Below are 15,815 nucleotides of genomic sequence, written 5' to 3' on the forward strand. Positions count from 1 at the left end.
TTAGTATCTCGGCACGGTTGCGCGCCTGCTCGGCCCGGCTGCCCTCCCTGCCCCGGAACGGCCCCCGCGACACCTTGCTGGTGATCGTCCCGACCGCGGTCGCCTTCGCGGCCGGCCGGTGCGTGCAGTCCCTCGCCGGCCTGCACGCCGGCATCGTCGTCCTCGCGACCGCGCTGGCGCTGACGCTCGGGCGGGTGCAGCGCGGCCACCCGAGCCGGGACCGGGCGGCCGCCCTGCTGATCGTCCCCGGCTGCGCGGCGGCCGCCGCGGAAGTCGGCCGCCTGATGGACCGCCACCGCGCGACCGGCGAGGCGCTGTTCGTCCTGGCGGTCGCCGGAGCCGTCTGGATCCGCCGGTTCGGCGCGCGCGCCGGCCGCGCCGGAACGCTGGCGACGCTGCCCTTCGTGGCGCTGCTGATCGTCCCCGTCACGGTCGGGCGGGGCGCCCACCCGGGCTGGTGGGCGCTGGTCGCCCTCGCCGCCGCCGTCGCGACGGGCCTCGCCCACCGCCTCGGTGAACGCCTCGGCGTCCCCGCGCCCGAGCCCGACCCTCCTCCGGCGGCGACGCGGCTGCGCCCGGCGCCGAGCACGCGGCTGGCCGTCCAGATGGGCGCGGGCCTGGCCGCGGCGTTCGCGGCCGGCCACTGGCTGTTCCCCCAGCACTGGGCCTGGACGGTGCTGACCGCCTACATCGTCGCCGGCGGCAACCGGGGCCGGGGCGATGTGGCCTACAAGAGCGTGCAGCGCGTCCTCGGGGCCGCCGCCGGTACCGCGGCCGCCACCGCCGTGGCGGGCCGCCTGCCGGCGGGCGACCGGACGGCCATCGTGCTGATCTTCGTGGTGCTCGCCGCCGCGCTGTGGCTGCGCGCGCTCTCCTACGCCTGGTGGGCCGCCGGGATCACCGCGGCGCTCGCCCTGCTCTACGGCTACTTCGGCGAGGCGGGCACGGCGCTGCTGCGCGACCGCCTCGCCGCGATCTGCGCCGGCGCCGCCGTCGCGGTGGCGGCCGCCTGGACGGTGCTGCCGATCAGGACCGGCGACGTCGTGCGGCGGCGCCTCGCCGACGCCCTCGCCGAGCTGACCGGCCACCTCACCGGCTCGCCCCCGCCGCCGGAACGCGACCGCCGGGATCTGGAGGCGGCGTTCACCCGCTTGGACGAGGCGTTCCGGCCGCTGGCGGCGCTGCGGCGCGGACGGCCCGACCATCCGGTGGCGCGGCTCCTGCGGTGCCGGCCCGAACTGGCGTCCCTGCACCTGCTCCCCGAGGCCGAACGCGCGGCGCTGCGGGCCGACACCGTCCGCGCGCGCCGCAGCCTGCGCCCCGGCGGCGCGGCGCCGGAGGAGGACGACCGGCGCCCGCCCGCGACGCCCCTCGGCGCGGCGCTGCGGTGCATCGAGGCCGGACGGCTCGCCCGGTAGCGGCCAGGCTCAGGAGGCAGAGCTCAGGAGGCAGGGCTCAGGAGATGGTGCGCCACTGCTGTTCGAGGCGCATCGCCCGGCTCCGCCACCCGTCCGGGGCGCGCACCAGGGTGTGGTGGTAGACGCCGCCGCCGCGGATGAGCCCCGAGGCGTCGGCGCGCACCATCTCGCGCGACGGCGACAGCGTGTCGGTGAACGGGGCCCGCACGCTCGCGCCCCTTTCGTCGAAGGAGACCGAGGCGGGGCCGAGCAGGTGCTGGCGGCCGGGCCAGGAGGGCAGGGTCTCGGCGAGCCACGCCTTGACCTGCTCGCGCGTCCCCTTGGGGCCGCCGGTGGACGACAGGTCGATCTCGGCGTCGGCGGTGAACACGGTGTCGAGCAGGTCCCACTCCCCCTCGTCCACGGCGCGGGCGTAGCGGGCCAGCAGTTCGCCGATGTCGGCGCGGTGCACGAGGTCCTCCAGGCGCGTCATGCCGCCAGCTGTACCACGGGCGGGCGCCCGGTCATAGGGCTCCTCCAGGGCGCCGGCGATCTCCTCGGCGGGCCGGCGGGGAGGCGTCCGACGCAGGGCCCCGGTGCCGTCCATGCGGCGGCCCTGGATCGCCGCCGGACGATCCGGCGCCCCCGGTGGCGGCATAATTGCCGGGGCGGTCCCCACCCCCGGCCGCCGACCAGGAGGAGGCCCGACCCGTGAGCAGCAGTCCCACCCGGCCGCGCGCCGCCGTCATGGGCGCCGGGTCCTTCGGGACCGTGTTCGCCCGGATCATGGCCGACGCCGGCTGCGACGTGACGGTCTGGGGCCGCCGCGCCCCCGTCGTCGAGGCGATCAACGAGCGGCACGCCAACCCCGACTACCTGCCGGACATGGAGCTGCCCGCCACGGTGCGCGCCACCACCGACCCGGCCGAGGCCCTCGCCGGCGCCGGGCTGGTCGTCCTCGCCGTCCCCGCCCAGACGCTGCGCGCCAACCTCGCCGACTGGCGCGGCGCGCTGCCCGGCGACGCGGTGCTGGTCAGCCTCATGAAGGGCATCGAGCGCGGCACCGGGATGCGGATGTCGCAGGTCATCGCCGAGGTCACCGGCGCGGACGCGCGCCGGATCGCCGTCGTCACCGGCCCGAACCTGGCCGCCGAGATCGCCGCGCGCCAGCCGTGCGCCGCCGTCGCCGGATGCACCGACGAGGACACCGCGCGGCGCGTCCAGGCCGCCTGCATGACGCCCTACTACCGCGTCTACACCAACACCGACGTCATCGGCTGCGAGCTCGGCGGCGCCGTCAAGAACGTCATCGCGCTCTGCGTCGGCGCGACCGTCGGCCTGGGGTTCGGCGACAACACCCGCGCCATGCTGATGACCCGCGGCCTCGCCGAGACCGCCCGCCTCGGCGCGGCGCTCGGCGCCGACGAGCACACCTTCGCCGGGCTCGCCGGGATGGGCGACCTCATCGCCTCGTGCAGCTCGCCGCTGTCGCGCAACCGCACCTTCGGCGAGAACCTCGGCAAGGGCATGAGCGTCGACGAGGTCGTCGCCATCACCAAGCAGACCGCCGAGGGCGTCAAGTCCTCCGAGGCCGTCCTGGAGCTGGCCCGCAAGCACGACGTGGAGATGCCCATCACCGAGGTCGTCGCGTCGGTGATCCACCACGGCATGGACATCAAGGACGCGGTCGTCGCGCTGATGACCCGCTCCCCCAAACCCGAGCGCTACGGAGTCTGAGCCCACCGTGACCGCCGCCTCCGCCGAGGTCGCCGCCGCCTACGACGACGTCGCCGACCTCTACACCTCGCTGTTCGCCCGCGCGCTCGACGACCAGCCCCTGGACCGCGCCGTCATCGGCGCGTTCGCCGAGCTGGTGGACGGCGGCACCGTCGCCGACCTCGGCTGCGGCCCCGGCGCGATCACCGCGCACCTCGCCGCGCTCGGCCTGGACGCCTTCGGGATCGACCTGTCCCCGCGCATGATCGAGCTGGCCCGCCGCGACCACCCCGGCCTCCGCTTCGCCCGGGGCGACCTGACGGCGCTGGACCTGCCCGACGGCTCCGTCGACGGCGTCCTGTCCTGGTACTCGCTCATCCACCTGCCCGTCGCGGACGTGCCGCGCGCCCTGGCGGAGTTCAGGCGCGTCCTCCGCCCCGGCGGCCACCTGCTCGCCGGGTTCTTCGCCGCCGGCGGCGAAGAACCCGTGGACTTCGACCACAAGGTCGCCACCGCCCGCCGCTGGCCCGCCGAGCGCATGGCCGGGCTGCTGGCGGACGCCGGCTTCGCCGAGGTCGGCCGGATGGAGCGCGAGCCGCGCGAGGGCGAGCGGTTCCGGCACGGCCGCCTCCTCGTCCAGGTCAAGGACGGGGGCGGCGCCGGCCAAGAGACGACAGATCCGGCCCCGGCCGCCCCGCCGTCCGCTTAGCGGTGGTCCGTACCGGAAAGAGAACCCTTAACGAAGATCATCTTTGATGGGGGGCGGCCGGTGCGGATGCGGGCGGTGCTCATCGCGGCGGCCGTCGTCGTCGCGCTCACGGCGGGCTGGCCGACGCTGGAGGCCCTGCTCCCCGACACCGGGGCGGCACCCGCCGGCACGCCGCTGCGCATCGGCCCCGAGGACGACGACTCGGCCCGCTTCACCCTCGGCCCCGGCTGGTCGGTGGTGCGCGCCGAGACCTCCCCCGACCGGAGCTGGATGCTCAGCCGCGAAGGGGTGGTCATGGACGTGGCCTATCTGACCCCGGCGCGCGGGACCACGCCCGCCGCCCTGTGGAACGGACTCCGCGACGTCACGCGCGTGCAGGACCCGGACGCCGCGCTGTCCGCCCCGGCCCCGGCGACGACCCGGCAGGGCGTCCGCGGCCAGACGGGGCGGCTGCGCCAGAACGGCGAGACCGGGACGCTGACGGTCTTCCGCAGCCCGCGCGGAGGCTTCGCCGTCCTGACGACCGTGCTCGGCGGCGTGGACGCCACGGCGGCGGCCCGCGCCGCCGCCGAACGCGCCACCGCGTCCATCGCCTTCCCCGGGCGCGGCCGGTGACCGGGACGCGGGCCGCCGGACCGGAACCGGTCTGGACGCCCGCCCGCCTCGCCGGGATCTTCATGGCGGTCGCCTGCGCCTTCGGGCTCGGCACGCTCGTCCTGAAGTTCTTCGGCGTGCTGCGCGTCTTCCCGGGCGCCGCGGTCCTCGCCGTGCTGATCGGCCTGGTCGTCCTCGCCATCGGCTACGCGCTGATCCGCCGGCTGACGCCGGTGCGGTCGCCGCCGCGCGACCCGTCGCTCGTCGCCGTCGCCTGGGGCGCGACGGCCGCCTCCGGCTGCGCGCTGGTCGCCAACTCCGGCCTGATGGGCATCTGGTCCAAGACCACGAGCCTGGAGTTCGCCGAGGACTGGCGGGCCGCGCTGACCGCGCCGCTCAACGAGGAGCTGCTGAAGGGCGCCGGCGTCGCGCTGCTCGCCGTCCTCGCGCCCCGCGCGCTGCGCGGGCCGATGGACGGCATGGCGTACGGCGCCCTCACCGGACTCGGCTTCCAGATGATGGAGAACGTCACCTACGCGCTGAACCAGCAGATCACCACCGGCGGCGCGGGCGAGGTCGCGGCGGTCGTCCAGGTCCTCGTCGTGCGGGTCGGCCTGACCGGCCCCGGCTCGCACTGGGCGATGTCGGCCGTCGCCGGCGCCGGCATCGGCTACCTCGCCGCGCGCGGCGTCCGCGGGCTGCCGCAGGCCGTGCCGCTGGTCATCGCCGCGATGGCGATGCACTGGCTGTTCGACGCGCCGCTGATGGACTCCGCCGCCGGCGTGGCGGCCAAGACGGCCATCAACTTCGCCGCCGTCGTCGCCCTGTACGCCGCGCAACGCTGGGGCTTCATGGCGCGGGCCCGGCAGCTGCTGCACCAGGACGTGGCCGCCGGGCGGCTGCCCGCCGACGAGGCGGCCGCCGTCCCGAGCCGCCGCCAGCGCCGCGGGATCCTGCTGAAGACGCCCGAGGGGCCCGAGCGCGAGGCGATGGTCGAGCGGCAGCGCGACGCCCTCGAACGCGTCCACGAGCAGGCCGCCGACGCCTGCACCATGCCGCGCGCCTGACGCGGCGCGGATCTCCCCCGCGGCGGCCGCACTAGCATCGGCGGGCATGGAGCTGAGGCAGCTGGAGTACTTCGTCGCCGTCGCCGAGGAGCGCAACTTCACCCGCGCCGCCGAGCGCGTGCACATCAGCCAGTCCGGCGTCAGCGCCCAGATCCGCCGGCTCGAGCACGACCTCGGCGCCGAGCTGTTCGACCGGTCGGCGCGCGCGGCGACCCTCACCGTCGCGGGCAAGGCCGCGCTGGAGCACGCCCGCGCGGCGCTCGCCGCGGTGGACGCGGCCCGCCAGGCGGTCGGCGAGGTCACCGGCCTGATCCGCGGCCGGCTCGCGGTCGGGATGGTCACCGGCTGCACGGTCACCCCGCTGTTCGACGCCCTCGCCGCCTTCGACCGCGACCACCCCGGCGTCGAGCTCACCCTCGTCGAGGACGCCTCGGACGGGCTCGCCGCCGGCGTCCGCGACGGCACCCTGGACCTGGCGCTCGCCGGCACCGGAGCCGGGGCGCCCGAGGGCCTGGAGACCCGCACGATCGTCAGCGAGCGGCTCGTCGCCGCCGTCCCGCCCGGCCACCCGCTGGCCTCCGGCGGCCCGGTGGACCTCGCCGCGGTGACCGCGCACCGGGTCGTGTGCATGCCGCCCGGGGCCGGGCTGCGCACGGTGTTCGACCGCTGCTGCGCCGCCCGCGGCCTGCGCCCGGTGATCGCGATGCAGGCCGGCGCGCCGGACGCCATCGCCGACCTCGCCGCGCGCGGCCTCGGCGTCGGCATCCTCAGCGAGTCGATGGCGGCCGGCCACCGCGACCGGCTCGCCGCGCCCCTCATCGAGGACGCCGCCGAGGACGCGCTGCTCGCCCTGCTGTGGCGGCCCGCCCCGGTGCCCGCCGTGCGCGCGCTGCTGGAGCACTGCCGGCGGGCCTTCTCCTGACGGGTCCCGCCTGGCGCTCAGCCGCCCGCGTTGAGCTCCAGCAGCCCCGTGACGGCGCCGTCGCGCCGGATCTCGGTGCGCGCGCAGTTGCGCAGCTCGGGGAACAGCCGCCGGTAGCCGTCCAGCGGCAGGCCGAGCAGGCCGCACAGCGCGAGCCGGATCGCCGTCGAGTGCGCCACGACGAGGACGCGGCCACCCTCGTGGCGGCGGGTGAGGTCGTCCAGGCAGGCGGTGAAGCGCGCCGCCGCTGCGGCGGGGTCCTCGCCGCCGGGCAGCGGCGCGCTCGCCGGAGTCCGCAGGAAGGCGTCGAGGGCGGCGGGGAAGCGGTCGCGCATCTCCGCCCGGGTGAGGCCCTCGCCGTCGCCGAAGTCCAGCTCGCGCAGGCGCGCGTCGGCCCGCGGAGGCAGCCCGGCGGCGCGGGCGCAGTGCTCGGCGGTGATGCGGGCGCGCTTCAGATCGGAGCTGTAGACGGCCGCCAGGCCCGCGTCCGCCGCCCACGCCGCCAGCCGCTCGGCCTGGCGGATGCCGTTCGCGGTGAGCGCGACGTCGCTGCTCCCCGCGTACCGGTTCTCCTCGTGCCACACGGTCTCGCCGTGCCGGACCAGCACGATCCGCGTCATCGCGTCCCCCTCGCCGTCCCCGGAATGCTAGGGCGTGTTTTGTGGGTCTTGTTCGTCGTGAGCGGTGTCCAGGTGGTCCCCGGCAAGGCGGAGGAGGGAGTCGGCCCGGTGTTGGCCGGCGACCGACGACAACGCCGCCGGGCGCCGCGCAACAGAACGTAGATCCACAAAACACGCCCTAGGGGAACCGCGGACCGTTCCAGCGGGTTTCGGCCCACCGGGGCTCAGCCCCGCCCGGCCTCGGGGAACAGGTCGTCGGAGGACTCCTCGAAGATCAGATGGGTGCGGGTGCTGCGCACGCCCGGGATCGAGTGCAGCCCTTGCAGGACCAGGTCGCGCAGCTCGCTCTGGTCGGCGACGCGGACGAGCGCGAGCACGTCGAAGTCGCTGCCCATGAGCGCGAAGTGGCGGATGCCCGGCAGCGTCCGCAGCCGCGCCGAGACCTCCCGCCAGGAGTTCTGCTCGATCGTCAGGGAGATGTAGGCCGACGTCGTCAGCCCGATCCGCACCGGATCCAGGCGCACCCCGTAGCCGCGCACCACCCCGTCACGGGTGAGGCGGTCGAGCCTGCTGTAGGCGCTGGCGCGCGAGATGTGCAGCCGCTCGGCGAGCGCGCGCACCGAGATCCGGGCGTCCCGCGACAGCTCGGCGATGATCCCCCGGTCCACCGCGTCCAGGTCGGCCGCCGGGCGCCGCGCGGACGGCCCGCCGGGGACGGCGTCCGGGTCAATCCGCCTGCCGTCCGGCACGGAATCACCCCATCTGTCCACGTCTCGGCCCGGAATCTGGATATTCGGTGAGATCGAGCTCACTCTAGCGGTCAAACGCTCCCGAAGGAGGGTGCCGTGGTCGCCCCATCCGGTTCCGCGCTGCTGCCGCCGCCCGAACCCGTCCAGCTCATCGACCCGCAGGGCGCCCGCGCCCCCGAAGCGCGCGCCGCCGGCCACGCCGTGCCGGACGCGGCGACGCTCCTCGCCGCGCACCGCGCGCTCGTGCGGGGCCGCCGCTTCGACCGGCAGGCGACCGCCCTGGTCAAGCAGGGCCGCCTCGCCGTCTACCCGTCGGCGCACGGGCAGGAGGCCGCCGAGGTCGGCGCCGTCCTCGCGCTCCGCGCCACCGACTGGCTGTTCCCCACCTACCGCGACAGCGTCGCCCTGGTCACCCGCGGCATCGACCCCGTCGAGGTGCTGACGCTGCTGCGCGGCGACTGGCACTGCGGCTACGACCCGATCGCGCACCGCACCGGCCCGCAGTGCACGCCGCTCGCCACGCAGGCGCCGCACGCCGTCGGCGTCGCCTACGCCGCCAGGGCCCGCGGCGAGGACACCGTCGTGCTGGCCTTCCTCGGCGACGGCGCCACCAGCGAGGGCGACTTCCACGAGGCGATGAACTTCGCCGCCGTCTTCCAGGCCCCCGTGGTGTTCTTCGTGCAGAACAACCGGTACGCCATCTCGGTGCCGCTCGCCCGCCAGACCGCCGCGCCGTCGCTGGCGCACAAGGCCGTCGGCTACGGCGTCCCCGGCATCGGCGTGGACGGCAACGACGTCGCCGCCGTCCTCGCCGTCGTCGGCGCCGCCGCCGAGCGCGCCCGCACCGGGGGCGGCCCGACGCTGGTCGAGGCGCACACCTACCGGATGGACGCCCACACCAACGCCGACGACGCCAGCCGCTACCGCAGCGACGAGGAGGTCGCCGCCTGGCGCGACCGCGACCCGCTGGACCGCATCACCGCCCACCTGCGCGGCGCCGGCCTGCTCGACGCCGCGCTGGAGGCCGAGATCGCCGCGCAGGCCGAGGCCGACGCCGCCGACCTGCGCGAGCGCCTGCCCGCCGGCCCCGTCCCGGGCGGCGACGAGCTGTTCGCGCACGTGTACGCCTCCCCCACGCCCCAGCTGCGCGACCAGGCCGAACGGCTGCGCGCCGAGCAGGCCGCGGACGAGCTGGAGGACGCCCGATGAGCTCCGTCACCGTCGCGCAGGCCATCAACACCGCGCTCGCCGACGCGCTCGCCGAGGACCCCTCGGTCGTGGTGTTCGGCGAGGACGTCGGCGCCCTCGGCGGCGTCTTCCGCATCACCGACGGCCTCACCGGCGCCTACGGCGAGGACCGCTGCTTCGACACCCCGCTCGCCGAGTCCGGCATCGTCGGCGTCGCGGTCGGCATGGCGATGAACGGGCTGCGGCCCGTCGTGGAGATGCAGTTCGACGCCTTCGCCTACCCCGCGTTCGAGCAGATCGCCAGCCACGTCGCCAAGATGCGCAACCGCACCCGCGGCGCCGTCACCCTCCCCATGGTGATCCGCATCCCCTACGCGGGCGGCATCGGCGGCGTCGAGCACCACTGCGACTCCTCGGAGTCCTACTACGCCCACACCCCCGGCCTCACCGTCGTCACCCCCGCGACCGCCGAGGACGCCTACAGCCTGCTGCGCGAGGCGATCGCCTCGCCCGACCCGGTCATCTTCCTGGAGCCCAAGCGGCTGTACTGGAGCCGCGCCGAGGCGACGCTGCCCGCCAAGACCGAGCCGTTCGGGCGCGCCGCCGTCCGCCGCGCGGGCCGCGACGCCACCCTCGTCGCCTACGGGCCGAGCGTGCCGGTGGCGATGCAGGCCGCCGAGGCCGCCGTCGCCGAGGGCTGGGACCTGGAGGTGGTGGACCTGCGCACCCTCGTCCCCCTGGACGACGCCACCGTCATGGCGAGCGTCGCCAAGACCGGCCGCGCCGTCGTCGTCGCCGAGGCGCAGGGCTTCGCCAGCGTCGCCTCCGAGGTCGCCGCCCGCATCGCCGAGCAGTGCTTCCACGTCCTGGAGGCGCCCGTCCGCCGCGTCACCGGCCTGGACATCCCCTACCCGCCGCCCAAGCTGGAGCACCACCACCTGCCGAACGTCGACCGGGTGCTGGACGCCGTCGCGACGCTGCAATGGGAGGACGCGTGACCGCCCGCGAGTTCGCCCTGCCCGACCTGGGCGAGGGCCTCACCGAAGCCGAGATCGTCCGCTGGCTGGTGGACGTCGGCGACGAGGTCGCCGTGGACCAGCCGGTCGTGGAGGTCGAGACGGCCAAGGCCGTCATGGAGGTCCCGACGCCCTACGCGGGCGTGGTGACCGGCCGCCCCGCCGCCGAGGGCGCGGTCCTGGACGTCGGCGCGGTGCTCGTCGTCATCGACGACTCCCCCGTCCCCGCCGCCGCCCCCCTCCAGGACGCGGCGGCCGCCCGCTACGCCGAGGAGGAGCGGGCGGGCTCGACGTCCGGCAACGTCCTCGTCGGCTACGGCACGTCCGACACCGCGCGACGGCGGCGGGCGCGCCGCCGCCCGATGCCGAAGGCCGCACCGCCCGCGCCGGGGCCGGGACGCACCCGCGTCGCCTCGCCGCTCGTCCGCCGCCTCGCCCGCGACGGCGCCGTCGACCTCACGGCGGTGGAGGGCACCGGTCCCGACGGCCTCATCCTGCGCTCCGACGTGCTGAAGGCGATCGCCGCCACCACCGCCCCGACAGTGGCACCGGCACCGGCAGCGGCGCCGGCGGGCGACCTGCCGCGCCCCGTGCGCGAGCGGATCCCGCTGCGCGGCGCCCGCCGCGCCGCCGCCGAGGTGTTCGCGCGCAGCCGCCGCGAGGTCCCCGAGGCCACCGTCTGGGTCGACGTGGACGCCACCGGGCTGGTCGAGTTCCGCCGCCAGGCCAACGCCGGCCGCGCCGTCCCCCTCGGCCTGCTCGCGCTGATCTCCCGGTTCGTCCTCGCCGGGCTCGCCCGCCACCCCGAGCTGAACAGCCGGGTCGACGAGGCCGCCGGCGAGATCGTGCTGCTGGACGGCGTCAACCTCGGGTTCGCCGCCCAGACCGACCGCGGCCTCGTCGTCCCCGTCCTCAAGGACGCCCACGTGCTCAGCGCCGCCCGCCTGCACGACGGCCTCACCGGCCTCGCGGACGCCGCCCGCGCCGGAAGGCTCGCCCCCGCCGACATGACGGGCGGCACCTTCACCCTCAACAACTACGGGATGTTCGGCGTCGACGGCTCTGCCGCGATCATCAACCATCCCGAGGCGGCCATCCTCGGCATCGGCCGCATCATCGACCGGCCCTGGGCCGTGGACGGCGCGCTCGCCGTCCGCAAGGTCGCCCAGCTCTCGCTGGTGTTCGACCACCGCGTCTGCGACGGCGGCACGGCCGCCGCGTTCCTGCGGTTCGTCGCCGACTGCCTGGAGCGGCCGCACGCCGCCCTGGCCGATCTGTGACCATGGAGGGCACCATGGACATCGACGAGCTCCGCGCCCTCCAGCTCGACCGGCTGCGCTGGACGCTCCGCCACGCCTACGACAACGTCCCCGCCCACCGGCGCCGCTTCGACGCGGCCGGCGTCCACCCCGACGACTGCCGCACCCTGGACGACCTCGCCCTCTTCCCCTTCACCACCAAGGACGACCTGCGCGCCGCCTACCCCTACGGGACGCTCGCCGTCCCGCACGACCAGGTGCGGCGCTTCCACGCCTCCAGCGGCACCACCGGGCAGCCGACCGTCGTCGGCCACACCGCCCGCGACCTGGACGTCTGGGCCGACCTGGTGGCCCGCTCCATCCGCGCGGCGGGCGGCCGCCCCGGCGACAAGGTCCACGTCGCCTACGGGTACGGGCTGTTCACCGGCGGCCTCGGCGCGCACTACGGCGCCGAGCGGCTCGGCTGCGCGGTGATCCCGGCGTCCGGCGGGCAGAGCGCCCGGCAGGTGCGCCTCATCCACGACCTGCGGCCCGACGTCGTCATGGTCACCCCCTCCTACATGCTCGCCCTCGTCGACGAGTTCGAGCGCCAGGGCCTGGACCCGCGCGCCTCCTCGCTGCGCGTCGGCATCTTCGGCGCCGAGCCGTGGACCGAGGGGATGCGCCGCGAGATCGAGGAACGCCTGGACCTGGACGCCGTCGACATCTACGGGCTGTCGGAGATCATGGGTCCGGGCGTCGCGCAGGAGTTCGCGACCACCAAGGACGGCCTGCACGTCTGGGAGGACCACTTCCTGCCCGAGATCGTGGACCCGGTCACCGGCGCCCCGCTGCCCGACGGCGAGGACGGCGAGCTCGTCCTCACCACCCTCACCCGCGAGGCCGCCCCGATGGTCCGCTACCGCACCCGCGACCTCACCCGCCTGATGCCCGGCACCGCCGACCCGCGGTTCCGCCGCATCCGCCGCATCACCGGCCGCGACGACGACATGATCATCCTGCGCGGCGTCAACGTGTTCCCCACGCAGGTCGAGGAGGCCGTCCTCGGCGTCCCCGGCCTCGCACCGCACTTCCAGCTCCACCTGACCCGGCCCGGCCGCCTCGACGAGATGACCGTGCGGGTCGAGGCCCGCCCGGACGCCGCCGGGCACGTCCGGCTCGCCGCCGCCGAGCGCCTCGTCCGCGAGCTGAAGGACGGCGTCGGCGTCAGCGTCTCCGCGCAGGTCGTCGACCCCGGCACCCTGGAACGCTCGGCCGGGAAGCTGCGCCGCGTCATCGACGACCGCTGACCGAGGGAGAGAAGCGGGACCGGCGCCCGGCGGGGACTACTCGCCGGGGCGCAGGTGGGTGCGCCGGCCGTCGGGGTCGAAGATGCCGATGACCTCGGCCGGTCCGCCGTCGCAGCCGAAGGCGTGCGGGACCATCGTGGAGAACTCGGCCGCCTGGCCCGCCTCCACCCTGATCGTCCGCTCGCCGAGCAGCAGCACGACGGTGCCCGACAGCACGGTGAACCAGTCGCGGCCCGGATGCACCCGCAGCTCCTCGGTGCCGCGCCGCACCGGCCGGGTGATGCGGATCTTGGCGACGGTGAGGCCGTGCGCGCCCGCCTCGCGGCTCAGCGTCCAGGTGGTCGTCCCGCGCACCTCGTCGTGGTGCGGCCGGATGACCACGTCGGCGTCGTCGGCGGACTCCACGAGCCGGTCGAGCGTCGTCCCGAGCGCGCGGGCGATCGCGGTGAGCTGGTCCAGGCCGATGCGCCGGTGCCCGGTCTCCAGGCGGCTCAGCGTGGACGGGCTCAGGTGGCAGCGCTCGGCGAGGTCGTCCAGCGACCAGCCGAGGGCCGCCCGCATCCCCCTGATCCGCATGCGGACGAGGGCGTCCAGCTCGCTGTCTTGCGTCATACGCAAGATGGTATGCCAGTTAGGCAAAAGGTGCCTAGGCTCGGAGCATGGAACAGCACCACCAGCACGAACACGGGCACGAACACGGGCACGGGCACGCAGATGAGCACGCTCTAGGAGAGATCCTCGACCTCGACGCCGAGGTCTTCGGCGCCCTGCTCGCCGATGTCACGGCGCGGCTCGCGAAGGCGCTCGCCGCGCCGCCCGACCGGATCCTCGACCTCGGCAGCGGGACGGGCGCCGGCGCCCTCCCCCTCCTGGACCGCTTCGCCGGCGCCGAGGTCGTCGCCGTGGACGCCTCCGCCTCCCTGCTGCACCGCCTCGCCGCCAAGGCCCGCGAGCACGGCGCCGCGGACCGCGTCCGCACGATCGAGGCGGACCTGGACGGCACGTGGCCCGACCTCGGCGGGCCCTTCGACGCCGCGTGGGCGTCGGCGTCCCTGCACCACATGGCCGACCCCGACCGCACGCTCGCCCGGCTGCACGGTGTCCTGCGGCCGGGCGCCGTTCTCGCGCTCCTGGAGATGGACGGCTTCCCGCGTTTCCTGCCCGACGACATCGGCGTCGGCCGTCCCGGCATGGAGGCGCGCCTGCACGAGGCGCTGGCCGCCGCGCAGGCCGAGCAGGTGCCGCACCTCGGCGCGGACTGGGGCCCGCGCCTGGCGGCGGCCGGTTTCACCGTCGAGGAGGAGCGCACCGTCGGCGTAGACGCGGCCCCGCCCGCGACCGGGCGCTACGCGCGCGCGTCCCTGCGGCGCCTCCGCACCCACCTGTCCGACCGCCTGGACGAAGGCGACCGCGCCGCTCTCGACGCGCTCCTGGACGACGACGGTCCGCACGCCGTGCTGCGCAGGGACGACCTGGCCGTCCGCTCCACGCGCTTCCTCTGGCTGGCCCGCCGGCCCGGGTGACCGGGCTCAGCCGCCCGCGGCCGGGACGCTCCTGGCCGCGGCGATCACTTCGGTGAGCGCGCCGTGCAGGGCGCGCAGCTCGCCGATGTCCATGCCGAGTCGCTGGACGATGGCGGGCGGGATCTCCAAGGCCCGCTCCCGCAGCCGCCGCCCGTCCTCGGTCAGCATCACCGCGAGGGCGCGCTCGTCCCGCACGGCGCGGCGCCGCTCCACCAGGCCCGCCGCCTCCAGGCGTTTCAGCAGCGGCGACAGGGTGGCCGGCTCCAGTTGCAGCAGGCCGCTCAGCTCCTTGACCGACAGCGGCGAGCGCTGCCAGAGGGCGAGCATCACCAGGTACTGGGGGTGGGTCAGCCCCATCGGCTCCAGCAGCGGCTTGTAGACCGCGATGACCGACCGGGCGGCGACGGCCAGCGCGAAGCAGACCTGGTTCTCCAGTGCCAGCGGGTCGATGTCCGCCGGCAGAGCCGGGGACGCGGCGTGGTCGAGATCACTCACGGGTTCCTCCGGCGCTCTCGGATCGGCGACACACGTATCGTACACTAACGGTTAGTGCGCTAATCATTAGTGGTCGATTACCGGAGGTCCGCCGATGCCCGCCCTCAAGCGGCCGTCCTTCCTGCCGTCGCTGGAAGACCTGGAGCAGGACGCGCTGCGCCGCTCGGAGCAGCGGTCGCGGCCCGGCTCGCAGTTCGACCATCCGACGGCCAAGAACATCTTCGTCGCCGGCCTGGTGCTGACCGTCGCCGCCCACGTCATCGGCGCCATCGTCTTCGCCATCATCGGCTTCTGACCCGCCGCCGTCGTCAGGGCGTGATGACCACGCGCTCGCCCGGCGCGACGGGCGCGTTCCACGCCTCCTCGACGCGCGCCAGCGGCACCGGCCGCGCGCGCACCGCGAGGGCGCCCGACGCGATCTCCTCGGCGAGCGACGGCAGCTCGGCGACGATGCCCGCGGTGGTCACCGAGCCCTGGCCGCTGCCGAGCAGCCGCAGGTCGGCGGCGCGCAGCAGCGCCGAGGGCAGGGCGAGGTCGGGGCCGGCGACCGAGCCGATCTCGATCCAGGCCAGCGTCCGCGCCCGGTCGGCGCGGGCGGTCAGCAGGGCGCGCATGGCGTGCTCGGACGGCCGCCCCCACAGGTAGTCCAGGACGACGTCCACGTCGGCGGCGGCGCGCGCGAGCCGGTCGGCGACCTCGCCGGCGGCGCCGTCCAGGCTCACCGCCTCGTCGGCGCCCAGCTCCTTGAGCAGGGCGAGGCGCCGCGCGTCGCGTCCCGCGCCGACGACGCGGGCGGCCCCGAGGCGCCGGGCGATCTGCACCGCGAGCCGCCCGGCGCTGCCGGTGGCGCCCAGGACCAGGACGGCGGCGCCCTCGGCGAGCGCGATCCGGCGGCGCAGCGCCACCCACGACGACATCGCCGGGTTCATCGCCGCGGCGACGGCGACCGCGTCGGTGCCGGCGGGCAGCGGGACCGCCCGGCGGCGGTCGACGACGGCCCGCTCGGCCATCGTGCCGAGCGCGGAGTCCGGCGCGACGAAGTAGAGCAGCTCCCCGTCGCGGGTGCGGCCGACGGCGTCGATGCCAGGGACCATGGGCAGCTCCCCGCCGGAGGTGTAGTGGCTGCCGTCGGCGGCCGAGCGCACCCGCGGGTGCAGGCCGGCCGCGAGCACGTCGACGAGGATCTCGTCGTCGCCGGCGGGCACCGGCGCCGGGACGTCCTCGCAGCGGGGCGGGGCGTCGAACGAGCGCACGAGCGCTGCCTTCATGGG

General features: G+C 76.0%; 18 protein-coding genes. 12 read left to right on the plus strand and 6 right to left on the minus strand.

Going from position 1 to position 15,815, the window contains the following annotated elements:
- Window positions 1-80 precede the first annotated feature (80 nt).
- Window positions 81-1,418 (plus strand): FUSC family protein, encoded by a 1,338-nt coding sequence (locus tag K1Y72_RS37060; protein WP_220165241.1) that lies wholly within the window; start codon window positions 81-83, stop codon window positions 1,416-1,418.
- A gap of 37 nt (window positions 1,419-1,455) precedes the next feature.
- Here the strand turns inward: K1Y72_RS37060 and K1Y72_RS09445 are convergent, their stop codons facing one another.
- On the minus strand, window positions 1,456-2,004 hold the full coding sequence (locus tag K1Y72_RS09445) for a nuclear transport factor 2 family protein (protein WP_220165242.1): 549 nt from the start codon (window positions 2,002-2,004) through the stop codon (window positions 1,456-1,458).
- Between the two features lie 140 nt (window positions 2,005-2,144).
- Between K1Y72_RS09445 and K1Y72_RS09450 the strand changes: the two genes are divergently transcribed.
- From K1Y72_RS09450 to K1Y72_RS09470, 5 genes are read left to right on the plus strand one after another with little or no spacing between them, the layout of a single operon-like run.
- Entirely contained in the window at window positions 2,145-3,134 is a 990-nt protein-coding gene (locus K1Y72_RS09450) for an NAD(P)H-dependent glycerol-3-phosphate dehydrogenase (protein WP_220165681.1), read from the plus strand.
- Window positions 3,135-3,141: 7 nt separating this feature from the next.
- A complete protein-coding gene (locus K1Y72_RS09455; RefSeq protein ID WP_220165243.1) occupies window positions 3,142-3,822 on the plus strand; it encodes a class I SAM-dependent methyltransferase in 681 nt (226 codons plus the stop codon).
- Between the two features lie 60 nt (window positions 3,823-3,882).
- Complete coding sequence (locus K1Y72_RS09460) at window positions 3,883-4,437, plus strand: hypothetical protein (protein ID WP_220165245.1); 555 nt, start codon at window positions 3,883-3,885, stop codon at window positions 4,435-4,437.
- Entirely contained in the window at window positions 4,434-5,483 is a 1,050-nt protein-coding gene (locus tag K1Y72_RS09465) for a PrsW family intramembrane metalloprotease (RefSeq protein ID WP_220165247.1), read from the plus strand. The genes K1Y72_RS09460 and K1Y72_RS09465 overlap by 4 nt, the downstream gene beginning before the upstream one ends.
- Before the next feature lie 46 nt (window positions 5,484-5,529).
- Window positions 5,530-6,405, plus strand: a complete 876-nt coding sequence (locus K1Y72_RS09470; RefSeq protein ID WP_220165249.1) for a LysR family transcriptional regulator — start codon at window positions 5,530-5,532, stop codon at window positions 6,403-6,405.
- Between the two features lie 17 nt (window positions 6,406-6,422).
- Here K1Y72_RS09470 and K1Y72_RS09475 read toward each other — a convergent pair whose 3' ends face one another.
- Both K1Y72_RS09475 and K1Y72_RS09480 read right to left on the minus strand, forming a co-directional pair.
- Entirely contained in the window at window positions 6,423-7,025 is a 603-nt protein-coding gene (locus tag K1Y72_RS09475) for a histidine phosphatase family protein (protein ID WP_220165251.1), read from the minus strand.
- A gap of 224 nt (window positions 7,026-7,249) precedes the next feature.
- Window positions 7,250-7,774, minus strand: a complete 525-nt coding sequence (locus K1Y72_RS09480; protein ID WP_308286975.1) for an Lrp/AsnC family transcriptional regulator — start codon at window positions 7,772-7,774, stop codon at window positions 7,250-7,252.
- 96 nt (window positions 7,775-7,870) lie between these two features.
- Here K1Y72_RS09480 and pdhA point away from each other — a divergent pair, with 96 nt between their 5' ends.
- From pdhA to paaK, 4 genes are read left to right on the plus strand one after another with little or no spacing between them, the layout of a single operon-like run.
- Window positions 7,871-8,983 carry a pyruvate dehydrogenase (acetyl-transferring) E1 component subunit alpha gene (gene pdhA, locus K1Y72_RS09485; RefSeq protein WP_308286976.1) on the plus strand — a complete coding sequence of 371 codons (1,113 nt, stop codon included), beginning with the start codon at window positions 7,871-7,873 and terminating at the stop codon, window positions 8,981-8,983.
- Entirely contained in the window at window positions 8,980-9,960 is a 981-nt protein-coding gene (locus K1Y72_RS09490) for an alpha-ketoacid dehydrogenase subunit beta (protein WP_220165254.1), read from the plus strand. The genes pdhA and K1Y72_RS09490 overlap by 4 nt, the downstream gene beginning before the upstream one ends.
- On the plus strand, window positions 9,957-11,258 hold the full coding sequence (locus K1Y72_RS09495; protein ID WP_220165255.1) for a dihydrolipoamide acetyltransferase family protein: 1,302 nt from the start codon (window positions 9,957-9,959) through the stop codon (window positions 11,256-11,258). Before K1Y72_RS09490 ends, K1Y72_RS09495 begins: the two co-directional genes overlap by 4 nt.
- A 2-nt stretch (window positions 11,259-11,260) precedes the next feature.
- Window positions 11,261-12,526: a phenylacetate--CoA ligase PaaK gene (gene paaK, locus K1Y72_RS09500; protein ID WP_220165256.1), complete on the plus strand. Its 1,266-nt coding sequence runs from the start codon at window positions 11,261-11,263 to the stop codon at window positions 12,524-12,526.
- A gap of 36 nt (window positions 12,527-12,562) precedes the next feature.
- On the opposite strand, the gene K1Y72_RS09505 is transcribed toward paaK, so the two are convergent.
- Window positions 12,563-13,138, minus strand: coding sequence for a helix-turn-helix domain-containing protein (locus tag K1Y72_RS09505; protein ID WP_220165257.1), 576 nt, complete (start codon window positions 13,136-13,138; stop codon window positions 12,563-12,565).
- Window positions 13,139-13,185: 47 nt separating this feature from the next.
- Here K1Y72_RS09505 and K1Y72_RS09510 point away from each other — a divergent pair, with 47 nt between their 5' ends.
- Entirely contained in the window at window positions 13,186-14,049 is an 864-nt protein-coding gene (locus K1Y72_RS09510) for a class I SAM-dependent methyltransferase (protein WP_220165258.1), read from the plus strand.
- A gap of 6 nt (window positions 14,050-14,055) precedes the next feature.
- Here the strand turns inward: K1Y72_RS09510 and K1Y72_RS09515 are convergent, their stop codons facing one another.
- Entirely contained in the window at window positions 14,056-14,544 is a 489-nt protein-coding gene (locus K1Y72_RS09515) for a MarR family winged helix-turn-helix transcriptional regulator (RefSeq protein WP_308286977.1), read from the minus strand.
- A 94-nt stretch (window positions 14,545-14,638) separates the two neighbouring features.
- On the opposite strand from K1Y72_RS09515, the gene K1Y72_RS09520 reads away from it, so the two are divergent.
- Complete coding sequence (locus K1Y72_RS09520) at window positions 14,639-14,839, plus strand: hypothetical protein (protein ID WP_220165259.1); 201 nt, start codon at window positions 14,639-14,641, stop codon at window positions 14,837-14,839.
- A gap of 13 nt (window positions 14,840-14,852) precedes the next feature.
- On the opposite strand, the gene K1Y72_RS09525 is transcribed toward K1Y72_RS09520, so the two are convergent.
- Window positions 14,853-15,812, minus strand: a complete 960-nt coding sequence (locus K1Y72_RS09525; protein ID WP_220165260.1) for a quinone oxidoreductase family protein — start codon at window positions 15,810-15,812, stop codon at window positions 14,853-14,855.
- Window positions 15,813-15,815: the final 3 nt, after the last annotated feature.

Source organism: Actinomadura parmotrematis, assembly GCF_019458805.1.
Taxonomy (GTDB): domain Bacteria; phylum Actinomycetota; class Actinomycetes; order Streptosporangiales; family Streptosporangiaceae; genus Spirillospora; species Spirillospora parmotrematis.